The organism is Acinetobacter sp. FY731, assembly GCF_059515905.1.
Genome location: NZ_JCAKNB010000008.1, coordinates 1 through 14316, shown reverse-complemented (window position 1 = coordinate 14316; position 14316 = coordinate 1). Strand labels below are relative to the sequence as shown.

7 protein-coding genes, 1 rRNA gene and 3 pseudogenes are annotated in these 14316 nt (G+C 37.8%); 2 read left to right on the top strand and 9 right to left on the bottom strand.

Annotation, left to right across the window (positions count from 1 at the left end; translation table 11 throughout):
- Positions 1 to 81: 81 nt before the first annotated feature.
- From AC5YC8_RS10650 to AC5YC8_RS10635, 4 genes and pseudogenes are all read right to left on the bottom strand, one after another.
- Positions 82 to 2406, bottom strand: a pseudogene (locus AC5YC8_RS10650) (YadA-like family protein); the annotation flags it as partial.
- 591 nt (positions 2407 to 2997) lie between these two features.
- Positions 2998 to 3229 (bottom strand): annotated as a pseudogene (locus AC5YC8_RS10645) (hypothetical protein); the annotation flags it as partial.
- Positions 3230 to 3235: 6 nt separating this feature from the next.
- Positions 3236 to 3403, bottom strand: a pseudogene (locus AC5YC8_RS10640) (YadA-like family protein); the annotation flags it as partial.
- A gap of 3 nt (positions 3404 to 3406) precedes the next feature.
- Positions 3407 to 5557, bottom strand: a complete 2151-nt coding sequence (locus tag AC5YC8_RS10635; protein ID WP_496164503.1) for an ESPR-type extended signal peptide-containing protein — start codon at positions 5555 to 5557, stop codon at positions 3407 to 3409.
- A gap of 569 nt (positions 5558 to 6126) precedes the next feature.
- Between AC5YC8_RS10635 and fmt the strand changes: the two genes are divergently transcribed.
- Both fmt and rsmB read left to right on the top strand, forming a co-directional pair.
- Positions 6127 to 7086 carry a methionyl-tRNA formyltransferase gene (gene fmt / locus AC5YC8_RS10630; protein ID WP_496164502.1) on the top strand — a complete coding sequence of 320 codons (960 nt, stop codon included), beginning with the start codon at positions 6127 to 6129 and terminating at the stop codon, positions 7084 to 7086.
- Positions 7086 to 8390, top strand: coding sequence for a 16S rRNA (cytosine(967)-C(5))-methyltransferase RsmB (gene rsmB, locus AC5YC8_RS10625; protein ID WP_496164501.1), 1305 nt, complete (start codon positions 7086 to 7088; stop codon positions 8388 to 8390). Before fmt ends, rsmB begins: the two co-directional genes overlap by 1 nt.
- A gap of 64 nt (positions 8391 to 8454) precedes the next feature.
- Here rsmB and AC5YC8_RS10620 read toward each other — a convergent pair whose 3' ends face one another.
- From AC5YC8_RS10620 to rrf, 5 genes are all read right to left on the bottom strand, one after another.
- Positions 8455 to 8562: a methionine/alanine import family NSS transporter small subunit gene (locus AC5YC8_RS10620; RefSeq protein ID WP_496120515.1), complete on the bottom strand. Its 108-nt coding sequence runs from the start codon at positions 8560 to 8562 to the stop codon at positions 8455 to 8457.
- 1 nt (position 8563) lies between these two features.
- Positions 8564 to 10048: a sodium-dependent transporter gene (locus tag AC5YC8_RS10615; RefSeq protein ID WP_496120516.1), complete on the bottom strand. Its 1485-nt coding sequence runs from the start codon at positions 10046 to 10048 to the stop codon at positions 8564 to 8566.
- A 549-nt stretch (positions 10049 to 10597) separates the two neighbouring features.
- Positions 10598 to 12043, bottom strand: coding sequence for an aldehyde dehydrogenase family protein (locus AC5YC8_RS10610; protein WP_496164500.1), 1446 nt, complete (start codon positions 12041 to 12043; stop codon positions 10598 to 10600).
- 371 nt (positions 12044 to 12414) lie between these two features.
- On the bottom strand, positions 12415 to 13764 hold the full coding sequence (locus tag AC5YC8_RS10605; protein WP_496164499.1) for an aromatic acid/H+ symport family MFS transporter: 1350 nt from the start codon (positions 13762 to 13764) through the stop codon (positions 12415 to 12417).
- Positions 13765 to 14198: 434 nt separating this feature from the next.
- Positions 14199 to 14313 (bottom strand): 5S ribosomal RNA (gene rrf, locus AC5YC8_RS10600).
- Positions 14314 to 14316: the final 3 nt, after the last annotated feature.

The window sequence follows — 14316 nt, the reverse complement described above, 5'->3', positions numbered from 1 at the left end:
TTTATACACCTTTTAATTAAATCTATTTAAAGAGTAAAAAAGGGAAATGAATTTCCCTTTTTTATAAACTTATGTATTTACTTAGTCAATTACACCACTAATACCTATACGGAAGCTTGCATCTCCTTCACTTGCTTTAGCAATACCACCTGTTAGAGACCAACGTCCATTGTCAGCTGTTCTTCTTAATGTCACACCAATTGCGTTTTCACCACCATGATATGCAGCACCAGCAGCATACGTAAATTTGCCTGGAACATATGGTGCCGACTCAAGAGCCATAGCCGCTGCAATACCAGCATTTGCACGTTTTTCTACATCATTAATACGACTGTTTGTATTATAGAAAGCTTGCTCTATATTATTTGTTAAATTATCAATTCTTGTATTAGTTGCTTGATCTGCTTTATCTAATGCATCAATAGCACCACCAACATTATTGTATGTATTACCAGCAACGTTATAATTTGGTGCAATATATGTATTTGTTACAGAATCAAGTTCACCACCTAATACTTTATTTAATTGACTGACGTTAACAGCATCGTTCCCTTTAACACCCTCAGATACGCCAGAAATAGTCCGATCCACACCATCTTTACCTTGGATATTCACAACTGTACCACCTGTATCTTTTGCTACAGTAATTTCTGCTGTTGGATCAGCTTGCTGAACTAAACCTTTTCCAATATCTAAGTTATTAATTTGAGTTGTTAAGCTTTGAATATTGGTTGTATTTTTATCTACATCTGCTTTAACAAGACCGAGTTGTTCTTCTGTTGCCGAACGACCTACCTCACCAAAATCACTTGCTGACAAATCTTTATTAGTTAAACCAGTGATCTCACCATCTACAACCTTCGTGGTACCTACATCCAAACTACCATCAGCTGTTAAGTCAACATTTTTGGCTAAGCCAATAGTAACACTACCAGTTGCATCTACTTGAGTATAAATATTCTTCCCTTCATCAGAGTTTGCAAAAGTAGTATTTGCATCATCACCTTTAATAACAACTTTAACATCTGTCGTTGATTTATACTCAACTCCAGAATTACCACTTACAGCGATATTACCAACACCAGAAGTAATACCACCTGTATAATTTTTAAAGTTATCTTCTAGAGCTTTCAACTGACTTACATTAACAGCATCATTATCATCTATACCTTTTGCGACATTAGTAATCTTATTACCCGCTGCATTAATACCCGATACTGTAATACTAGGACCATTAAAAATTGTTAAACCTGTATTGTTAATGGCTGTGCCACCAAAGTTAATGCTACCGTCTATTAACGTTAGATTTTTCGCCAATCCAACAACAATATTGCCTTTGTCATCGACTTGCGTATAGATGTTCTTACCTGCATCTGACTGACTAAAGTCTGTATTCGTTGCAGCGCCCATAATCGAAATCGTATCTCCTAATTTCGCTTTATAGAGATCGCCTGAATTCGCTCCAAAGTGAAGACCTTTATTTGCCAACTCTGTCGTAGCACTTGCTACTGCATTGTTTAAATCACCTGCATTGACTGCCTTACTTGCATTCGCAACATCTTTGTAATCTCCTGCACTCGCAACATTACTAATGACTGTACCGCCTATTGTCGTAATGGTGCCATCGGCATTCTTCGTCGATGTACTTGGTGTCCCTGCTAAGATAATCTTGTCTTTATTGATACTGCCATCTTTATTCCGCTCATATTCTACAAAGCCATCAACAAAATCTAATGTTAAGTCAACACCATCTTTACCATCTTTACCTGTAAGGCGAATTGTTTCTGTTTCTATCGTTCCACCCGTAATAGTCGTTGTCTTACCAGGTTCTCCATTCGGCCCCTTTGGACCTGTAACACTAATTCCATCTTGACCTATAACAGTTGTGCCATCTTTTCCATCTGTACCATTCTTCACCGTAATACTTGTCAGATCGACCAAATCCTTCGCCAATCCAACAACAATATTGCCTTTGTCATCGACTTGCGTATAGATGTTCTTACCTGCATCTGACTGACTAAAGTCTGTATTTGTTGCAGCGCCCATAATCGAAATCGTATCTCCTAACTTCTTCGCACCAGTCGATGTATTGTCTCCTGCTTTGAAGGTTAAGCCTTGTGTCGATACCGTATTTGCAGCGTCTGTACCTGACTTAATTTGTTCTTTGGTCGCTGTAGAGAGATCTACGACATAGTTCGTATTGCCATCGGCATCTTGGGTTTCCGCTGTCACACTCACCCCAGTGGAACCACTCACTGAACTGCTATCTGCATTCACGGTATAGATCGTTTGACCATTTGTGCCTGTTGTAGAAGTAACGGTCGTGTTCTGACCTTTGGCCACTTCTGTTTTTGAGGCTTTGATCTGACCAACATTCGCTGCATCTGTGTTGTTTACACCCGCAGCGACTCCTGTAATCACTTTATTACCCGCATAGATTCCACTTTGGCTAATCGTGGTATCACCAACGGTCACCTGATTGGAGCTTAGGGTTCCTGCTAAAGTCAGGCTATCATTGAGTTTGATTTGTACGCCATTGGCATCCGCTGTCGTTGTGATATTGCTATCACCGGTGATCGTGACTGTATCTCCTAACTTCTTCGCATCAGTCGATGTATTGTCTCCTGCTTTGAAGGTTAAAGCCTTGTGTCGATACCGTATTTGCAGCGTCTGTACCTGACTTAATTTGTTCTTTGGTCGCTGTAGAGAGATCTACGACATAGTTCGTATTACCATCGGCATCTTGGGTTTCCGCAATCACGCTCACCCCAGTGGAACCACTCACTGAACTGCTATCTGCATTTACGGTATAGATCGTTTGACCATTTGTGCCTGTTGCTGTTGTAACGGTCGTGTTCTGACCTTTGGCCACTTCTGTTTTAACAACCTTTAATGCAGCATCAATTGTATTTTTACCAGTACCACCAATATTTGTAGTAGTTAAGTTACCATTGTCCAATGTTGCGGAAGGACCAATAATATTACCAATGTTCTCTTGTGCTTTTAACAATTGTGCCACGGTAACAGCATCTTGCATTGCTGAGCCATCTGCTACATTTTGAATACGGCGCAAATTTGAAGTTGTACCGACTGACACTACAGACGTTGGTACTGCTGTACCCGTTATGAAACCTGTTCCCGTTGGTGCTGTTGTTGTAGAACCACTACCTAATGCCACACTATTTACAAGACTTGAAGTAGCTCCATTACCTATTGCAACTGTATTGACAGCACTTGCAATTGCATTTGCACCTTGTGCAATTGATGAAACACCCGATGCAATCGCACTCATACCAATTGCTTGTGCATTGTCTGCACTCGCATTTGCTGAATTACCTACTGAAATTGATTCATTGCCTGTAGCATTTGCTCTACGACCTAAAGCAACACTTCTATCTCCGATTGCTTAGGCCCCAGGCCCCACAGCTGTAGAAGATAGTCCCGATGCAACAGATTGACCACCTAGTGCAGTTGCAAAACTATTTAGCGCATTTGCTTGATAACCTAATGCAACAGCATTTGTATTAGATGCATTTGCTTGATAACCTAATGCCGAAGATGAATTACCACTTGCTTTTGTATCGTGACCCATAGCAATAGAAGATTGACCAGCTGCATTAGAACCTAGGCCCATAGCAGTTGCATTATTGGCAGCTATAGCACCATAACCCACTGCTGTACCATTAGTAACAGCAGAAGCTCCAGTACCCGCAGCAAATGCATTATTGCCTTTTGCTATTGCATTAACACCAATTGACACAGCATTTTCACTTGTTGCTTGAGCATTTAAACCCTGTGCGATTGATGAAGTACCTGAGGCAAGCGCACTTGTACCAATTGACACAGCATTTTCACTTGTTGCCTGAGTATTCAAACCTTGTGCAATTGATGAAGCACCTGAGGCAAGCGCACTTGTACCAATTGCCATAGTATTTGCACTTGTTGCCTGAGCATTTGCACCTTGAGCAATTGATGAAACACCCGATGCAATTGCACTCATACCAATTGCTTGTGCATTGTCTGCACTCGCATTTGCTGAATTACCTACTGAAATTGATTCATTGCCTATAGCAGTTGCTTTTCGACCTAAAGCAACACTCCTGTCTCCTGCTGCTTGAGCCCCAGGCCCCACTGCTGTAGATGACACTCCAGATGCAACAGATTGGCCACCCAGTGCAGTTGCATAAGTATTTAAAGCATTTGCCTGATAACCTAATGCAACAGCATTGGTATTAGATGTCTTTGAATCATGACCTATGGCAACACTCGATTGACCAGCCGCATTAGAACCTATGCCCATAGCAGTTGCATTATTGGCAGCTATAGCACCATAACCCACCGCTGTACCATTAGTAACAGCAGAAGCACCAGTACCCGCAGCAAATGCATTATTGCCTTTTGCTATTGCATTAACACCAATTGACACAGCATTTTCACTTGTTGCTTGAGCATTTAAACCCTGTGCGATTGATGAAGCACCTGAGGCAAGCGCACTTGTACCAATTGCCATAGTATTTGCACTTGTGGCTTGAGCATTTGTACCTTGTGCAAGCGCATTTACAGCCAATGCATTTGCCATATTCCCCAATGCGACAGAATACAAGCCACTCGCATTAGAAAAATAACCCATAGATATTGCATTTTGTGCAGAGACTTTTGCACCCCGACCAAGTGCCACGCTATCTACAGCACCAACAGTCGTAATACTTCCAGAACCTAGCGCAATTGATCCGCCAGCTAATGCATTTGCTGTATTCCCTAGCGCTATAGAATTCAAACCACCCGCACTAGAAAAATATCCGATAGACATTGCATTTTGTGCAGAAGCTGTTGCACCACGACCAAGTACCATACTATCTGTAGCCGCAGCTGTTGCAGTTCCTTGATAGCCCAAAACAATTGATCCACCCGCTAATGCTTGTGCACTACGACCCAGCGCAATCGAATGAATACCCTCAGCACTTGAATACGAGCCTAGTGCCGTACTATTTTCAGAAATAGCCCTAGAATATGAACCTATCGCAACACTAGTTACACCATCAGATAAAGACCCACGACCAAATGCACTCGAATCGGTACCAGATGATATTGACATACTCCCTATTGCTGTCGCTCCACCTGCAGTTGCTTTAGCCCCTACTCCATAAGAAATAGCATTAAGAGCTGAAGCAACTGAATCTTTCCCTATAGCAAAAGAGTTAACGCCAGAAGCATTTGCAGATTGACCTATAGCCGATGCACCACCTGCTAAAGCCTTAGCATTCAACCCTATAGCCGTGCTCGTTAATGAGTCTGCAAATGCATTTTTACCAATTGCAATTGCATTTTCACCCGCAGCATTAGTCCCCGAACCAATAGCTATAGAATTTAACCCTGTCGCACTACCACCATCTCCTGTAAATGCGGCATATACGACTTGATCCATAGACAAAACCAAAGTCGCTGCCGAAACAACGCCTGCCACTTTTGATGATTTCTTCTTACCTTTTGCAAGCTCAGATGCAACAATCCAAGAATTTGTAGTTTGACTCCAAACTAACTTATATACTTTATTCATTTAATCTTGCTCTTATATTTTTTTACTTTTAAAAGTAAATTGATATATATTTTGCTCAAGTATTAACAACAAAAAACACAAAATCAATAAAAAAAGGATAAGCGCATCACATAAAATTTATTTTGAATTATATATGTCACTTTATTTTTAGCGTGAAATTTAACATTATTTTGAAATACATATAGCCATGTTTATTAAACACTTACTATACTCAAACATTGATAATCCAAGATTCACTTATAGTGATCTAATTAGAAAAACTAAAATAGTTGACTTATTTTTTGTATTAATTTGTTAAATTTCTCCATAAAATTAGTCTTTAAAACACACTTTTCTTAATACTTTTACATTACAAAAAAATTAACATTTCATCTAATAAATCTTAGATAAATAAATTTAAATTTATTATTTAAATTCGCCCATTTATGCTTTCCCCCCAAGGTTACTCAGTTATAAATATTTAAAAATAGACAGCTTCATTAGTGTTATTCCCCTTTCAATTTTTAACATTTTCTACTTAACACATTAAATCGCATATAATAAATGCAATTTTTCGTTGGAATTGATGTGTGAAAATCATCTTTGCAGGTACGCCTGAGTTTGCAGCATCTGCTTTAGCTGCTTTAATGAATACAAATCATGAGATTGTTGCGGTATACACTCAACCAGATCGTAAAGCAGGGCGTGGACAAAAATTAACGGCATCTGCTGTTAAACAGCTTGCCTTAGAACACAATATTCCTGTCTATCAACCGTTGCATTTTAAATCTTCGACCGAAGAAGGTTTGGCTGCACAAGCAGAACTAAAAGCACTTAATGCTGATGTAATGGTTGTTGCTGCTTATGGTTTAATTTTGCCTCAAGTGGTTTTAGACACTCCTAAATATGGTTGCCTAAACATTCACGGGTCATTACTTCCACGTTGGCGCGGTGCAGCGCCTATTCAACGTGCTATTGCTACTGGTGATTCTGAAACTGGCGTGACCATTATGAAAATGGCAGCAGGTTTAGATACTGGTGACATGATGTTCAAAACAGTTTGCCCAATTGAAGCGACAGATACCTCTGCAAGCTTACATGACAAATTGGCAATACAAGGTGCAGAAGCAATTGTTCAAGTATTGGAAACAGAGGAAAGCTTACAAAAATATTTAAATGATCGTGAAGTTCAAGATGAAGCTTTAACCGTTTATGCACATAAGCTTTCTAAGGCAGAGGCACAAATTGATTGGTCAATTCATGCAAAACAAATTGATTTAAATATTCGTGCATTCAATCCTTGGCCTGTAGCTTTTATTGTTTTAGATGAAAAAAATAACTTACGTATTTGGAATTCACAAATCTCTTCCCTGACTACAAACAATGCTAAAATAGGGGAAATTCTTGCTATAGATAAACATGGTGTACATGTTGCTTGTGCAAATAATACTGTGATTACACTCACATCTCTCCAATGGCCTGGGGCTAAACCTCTCAATGCCGTGCAAATTATGCAAACCCAAAAATTAAATATTGGACAAATTTTATAATGAAGCAATCTCCCCACGCCTCGGGTAAAAACCTCAACTTACGTGCTCAGGTTGTGAAAACTTTATTGGCTGTCCAAAATGGTCAATCGTTACAATCCGTATTGGCTCAGCATATGAATATTGTGTCGGATAAAGACCGTGCGCTTTATCATGAGCTCGTATTAGGTTGTTTACGTCAGTGGCATTCGCTTAAACAGTTAACATTGCCTTTACTTGCAAAACCATTAGAAAACCAAGTTGTAGAAACGTGCCTTTATCTTGGTTTATATCAATTGCTATGTACTCGAGTTGCAGCACATGCGGCAATTTCTGAAACTGTTGAAGCGGCTAAACAACTTGGCATGGAAAGTTTAAGTGGCGTGGTGAATGCGATTTTACGTCGTGCAACACGTGAAACTGAACAGTTTTATGATGTGCTTGAACAAGCACCAGGTTTACCAAGTTGGTTATCTAAGCGTTTGAAAAAAGATTGGCCAGAGCATTTGGCTGAAATTAGTTATGAACTTAAGCAAGTTGCACCACTTACTTTACGTGTAAATACACGCCAAGTTGGTCGCGATGAATACCTCGATATTTTAGAAGATGAAGGTATCGAGGCGCATCGTTGTGAAATTTCAGACGTAGGTATTGTAATGGATGAAAGTCTACACATTCCAAGCTTACCCGGTTTTGAAGCAGGTGGTTTTTCTGTTCAAGATGAACACGCTCAACTTTGTGCAACATTATTACCCAATTTAGACGATAAATTTGTTATTGATGCATGTGCTGCGCCAGGCGGAAAAACAGCTCACATTTTAGAAACATTTGATGTGCGCAAACTTATTGCGCTTGACCAAGATGAAAAGCGTTTAAAACGTGTTTCTGAAAATTTAGAGCGTTTGGTTCTAGATGGTAAGCATGTTGAAATTATCACTGCAAATGCTATAACGTGGAAATCACCTGAACAAGCAGACTGTATTGTGCTTGATGCACCTTGTTCTGCTATTGGTGTAATGCGTCGTCATCCTGATATTCGTTTACTTCGTCAATCTACAGATATTGCTAAAACGGTAGAACTACAAAAGCAAATTCTTGAAAATATGTGGCAACAGCTTAAAGTTGGTGGCACATTGCTTTATATTACTTGCTCAATTTTAAAAGCTGAAAATGAACAGCAAATGGTTGAGTTTTTCAAAAATCATTCAGATGCTAAAGAAGTTAAAATTGAAGCAGATTGGGGTATTGAACAAATTCACGGTCGCCAACTTTTACCACATGTTGGTCATGGTGATGGTTTCTATTACTGCCGTATTGAAAAGCTTTAATTTTAGATTTATTTAGATTAAGCCATAAAAAAGGAACCTTAACGGTTCCTTTTTGTTTTAACGATTATTCGTCTTCATCAGGATGTTTAATTAAGTGCACTGTTGCCAAAATTAACCCCCCCCAAAGTAAAACTGTTGAAATAATCAACATAACTGTTGCCGATGTATTCATCTTAGTTCTCCTCAGAATCTTTATCTTTTAAGCAACTAAATACAATTGCACCAATAATAAATACGGCAAGTACAGCACCTGCTACTGGCCATAATACTTCAGGAGCATAACCACCATAACCTTCAGTTAATACTGCTTTAAACGTTAAACCTAAAGCAACTAATAATGAAAGTGGTGTGATTACAGTCAGTAAGAAGTCCCAACCTTTACCCAGTTTAATACTTGAATATTGGTTAATATGGTCTTTTAACTGCGCCAATAACGGACGACGGAACCAGCTTACTAACACAATAGAAAGTAAACCACCCAATACAATACCAATGTTATTCGCAAAGTAGTCAATAATATCTACAAATGTGATTGCACTTTTTGTTGAGAAAATAAGTGTTGAAACAATGGCAGAGCCACCAGCAACAATTGTTACGGCTTTCTTACGAGACCAACCTAATTTATCTTGGAAAGAGGCAATAGGCACTTCTAAAATACTTACCATAGAAGTAACACCAGCTACAGCAAGTGATGAGAAGAAGAGGAAACCAAATAAATCACCACCAGCACCTAAGCTTGAAATAATTTTAGGGAAGGCAATAAATGCTAAACCAATACCACCAGAAACCACTTCATTTACAGGTACACCAGAGCTATATGCCATGAAACCTAATGCAGCAAAAATACCAATACCAGCCAAAATTTCAAATGATGAGTTTGCCAATGCAACTACAACACCTGAACCTGTTAAGTTAGTTTTTGTTTTTAAATATGATGCGTAAGTCAACATGATCCCGAAACCAATAGATAACGAGAAGAAGATATGACCAAATGCAGCAAGCCACACTTTATAGTTGGTCATTGCTTCCCAGTTTGGTGTAAAGAAGGCATTTAACCCTTCAGTCGCACCTGGCAAGCGAACAGCTTGAATCACCATAATAGTGAATAAAACAACTAATAATGGAATGAAAATTTTGTTCGCAAGTTCAACACCTTTCTTTACACCGCCATATAAAATGAACATCGTAATTGCCCAAACAATTACCAATCCAAAGAATAGTGTTGGAACAAAACCAAACTCTAAACCTGTACCATTTTGTAAATACGTATTAAAGAAGAAGCCTTGTGTATCTTCACCCCATTTTTGACCAATAGAGTAGTAAATATAACTACCAGCCCAAGACAGTACGCTTGCATAGTAAATACCAATAATGAGCGTTACCATCACTTGCCACCAACCTAATGCTTCACTATTCATGAGCTTTTTATAGGCTGTTGGTGGTGCTTTTCGGAACTTATGTCCTACTGCATAGTCTAAGAATAATAATGGAAGACCCGCTGCGAAAATTGCAATTAAATACGGGATTAAAAATGCACCACCACCATTTTCATAAGCAACGTATGGGAAACGCCAGATATTACCAAGACCAACGGCTGAACCAATTGCGGCAATAATGAAGCCTGATCGCGCAGACCAATTTTCACGAGAATTTGTCATAAAACACCTAAATTTTGGGTACTCTCCTGCTGCTTGTTATTAGGATATTCGCAAGCAAAAAAGCGACCGCTTAAAATATTTTTTGTCCGATTTAGTTTTACGCCTTTTGAGCATCTTGTTCTAAATACCAAACAGAACACAGTCAAAATGCCTTGCTTAAAGTCCATTTTAAAATGCGTGTCTTATATGAAAACCACAATAACGAGTTTTTACTTATTTTTGTGCATTATTTGCAAATTTTTTAGTTTTTATAATCATTTTTATAATAAAGGATTAAAAATTAATCATGTTTTGCAAAATAACTTAAAAATTATAGAGTAGATTTAACACAAACTATAGTTTTACTTATCTCAACTCATACGATAGTGACCTATGATCTTATAATCATAAAGAATATTTGTTTACTGAATACCCCAAACCAATGTTGTGAGTAATTCAAAGACGAGATGTAATAACTAAAATTTTATTCTTATAAATTGTTATTATTCTTTCTCAATATCTGCAACCATATTTTTATAGTTGCAGATTTAAAGCCCTATATTTAAAAGATTACAGCTTTAGCGCTAAAACGCGTTCTTCTTGCATATCACGAATAGCAGATTGAATTCCTTCACGTCCTAATCCTGAATCTTTCACACCACCATACGGCATATTATCAACACGAAAAGATGGAATATCATTAATAATAACACCACCAACATGCAAGTTATTCCATGCATACATCATCTTATTTAAGTTCTGAGTGTATACACCTGCTTGTAAACCAAAACGGCTCGTGTTGATTTTATCTATACCTTGTTCAAAGGATTTATATTTTTCAATGATTGCAACAGGTCCAAAAACTTCATCTTTATAAACTTCAAGTGATTCATCTACATTTTCAAGAAGTGTTGGCTCGAACATCACACCTTTTACACTACCACCCGAAAGCACTTTTGCCCCTTTTTTAGTGGCTTTATCTACCCACTTTTTCAAACGAATGGCTTCAGCATCTTTAATCATTGGACCCACTAATGTTGTGTCTAAAGATGGATCTGCTGCTTTAATTTTTTTGAGCTTAACAACTAATTTCTTCTTCACATCAGTATAAATATCAGCATGAACCAAAATACGCTGCACGCTAATGCAGACTTGTCCTGCATGGTTATATGCTCCACCAATAATTCGATCAATAAAAGCATCTGTTATTTCAGTATCAGGTTCAACCAATACAGCAGCATTACCACCTAACTCTAAAGTCACTTTTTTACGACCTGCACGAGCTTTCATATCCCAACCCACTACATCTGAACCTGTAAAACTCAGAAGCTTAAAGCGGTCATCTGTAACTAAAACATCTGCGTGTTCACGTGGGCAAGGTAAAACTGAAAATGCTCCTTTAGGTAAGTCCGTTTCTGCTAAAACTTCAGCAATTTTAAGTGCTGAAATAGGCGTTAAACTTGCGGGCTTTAAAACAAAAGGGCAACCTGCCGCAATAGCAGGTGCAATTTTATGTGCTGTTAAATTGAGTGGAAAATTAAAAGGGCTAATTAAAGACACGGCTCCAATAGGAACTTGTTTTACAAAACCTTGATAACCCGATGCTGCTGCTGTCACTGCTAGTGGTAGTAATCGACCATCATCTATTTGTGTAACAGCATCTGCGGCAATTTGAAAAGTATTAATTAAACGCTCTACTTCAGCGATTGCAGCATTACGTGGCTTACCGCCTTCAGCAATTAAAATTTCAGTTAACTCTTCACGCATTTCATTAAAACGCTTTACGCAGTGCAAAAGAACTTTTTGCTTTTGGAATGGCTCTAAAGCTGCCATTGCCTTTTCTGCTTTTACCGCAGATGAAATAGCTTTTTGTATTGTTTTATCATCTGCTAATGCTACACGTGCAAATGTAGACTGTTTATATTTATCCTGCACATCTAACCATTTTTCAGTTTTGTAAGCATTACCTGCAACATATAGTGGATAATCTTTGATATTTTGATTGCTTTCAGTCATTGCAACATCCTCATTCTTCAAAACATTTATATTTACTTGCCTTATATAATGCGCCTAGTTCTTTATCTCTTCATTAGTTTTAAGAAATATTTGATGTTTATACTATGTAAGTAAATTCGTACAGTTAATTCAGAAAATGTCGAATATGCACCATTTTTTATTTCTTTTATATTTAACTCATACAGAGACAGGAAAGTCTCAATATAAAAACGAATAAAAAGAAAAACATAATAGACAGCAGGATGCTAGGTACAACAGCCGTTTCCTTTACTGAATATAAAGCCCCACTATCGAAAGATAGAGGGGATTTTTCACTTTATTAATCACAATATAAAAAAGCCCCGAATTTCGGAGCTTTTTTACTAAGTTACTTAAACTTTTGCAGGGATCGTATTTTTTGCTTCAATTGTTTCTACATCTTTATCATTCATAATTAAAGCAACTGCTATTGCTGTAATTAATACAGGTAAACCTACTGCCATAAAGTTGAAATATGCAGGTAAGCTCATTCCCAATAATCCGCCAATTAAAATTGGACCGACAATTGCTCCCATACGACCAATTGCAGATGACCAACCAATACCTGTTGAACGCACAGCTAATGGATAATATTGTGCAACATAGCTGTATAACAACATTTGCGAACCAATAGATGCTGCACCAGCAAGAAAAACTAAGATATAAAGTAAAAATTGATTCGATTGAAAGCCCATTAAGCTCATCACAATCGCACCCATAATACCAAGGAACATCAATACAGGTTTAAGATGGAATCGGTCTGCTAAAATACCACCGCCAACAATACCAATCACAGCACCAATATTCATTACCATCATAAACATTAAGCTGTTGTCCATTGAATAGCCTGCAGCCATCATTAGTTTTGGCAACCAGCTACTTAATGCGTACATCGTTAATAAGCATGTAAAGAATGCAATCCAAAATAGAATCGTATTCACAGCACGTCCACGACGGAATAAGCTCACAACGTTAGCTGCTTCTGGAACATTTTCTTCAGGTAATGTAAATTGAGTCGTTTCAGTCACTTGAACATTTGGTGCAAGACGACGTACGATTTTCCGCGCTTCAGCTTGTCGATTTTCTTTTACAATAAATGAGATAGATTCAGGTAAAAATTTCCAAATCACTGGGAGTAAAAACAATGGAATACCCGCAATAAAAAACATAATTTCCCAACCAAAACTTGGGGTAAACCATGCACCTAATAACGCAGCAATTACACCACCAACAGCATAGCCACTAAACATGCCTGTCACTAAGGTACTACGCATTTTCTTTGGTGCATATTCTGAAGTCAAAGCAACAAGGTTTGGCATTACACCACCAATACCTAAACCAGCTAAAAAGCGTAAAATACCAAACTCTGTTGGATTTGATGCAAAACCGCCAGCAAATGTTAATCCACTGAATAAAACGATACAGATCATGATGACTTTCTTACGACCAATTTTATCGGCTAAAGAACCAAAAATCATCGCGCCAAACATCATCCCAGCCAAAGCAGTACTTGCCAACATTCCAGCTTGAACGGCACTTAATCCCCAATCTTCCATTAACAGTGGCAATACCACACCATTAATTGCTAAATCGTAGCCATCAAACAAAATAATGAGTAAGCACCAAGCAAGTACATTGAAATGAAATGGTGTAAATTTCGCGTTATCTACAACCGAATTTACATCAATTTTTTCCGTCATCATCGTTCTCATCTCCCATGAGTACTTGTCCATACTTAACAATACTTGTTAAGTTAAATTTCATTAAACAAAATATATGTATGAGAGAACCCAAACACAATAAGACCAAAGAATATGAGTATTTCTTTGTGAAATGCATTCTATCCTATTGTATTAAAAAGACTAATTTAATATTAAAATGACATGCAATTTGCTATTCATTACCATGATATTCGACTAATTGATTACATCTAAAAAAATATAGATTAATTTTTTATATAATATTTATTTCAAATAATATTATATTTTTTAAATATAAGTTAATTTCTAGTTGAAGCATTTTAATAAAATATTATGTGAATTTTATATTAATAAAATTTTATTTCACTACTTTTTCTTTACCCCGATAAAAAAACACCCCCTTAGGCATTAAGCTAAGGGGGTGTTTTGAATTAATGAGCTGGCGATGACTTACTCTCACATGGGTAACCCCACACTACCATCAGCGCTAAGAGGTTTCACTTCTGAGTTCGGGAAGGGATCAGGTGGTTCACTCTTGCTATTGTCGCCAGCACA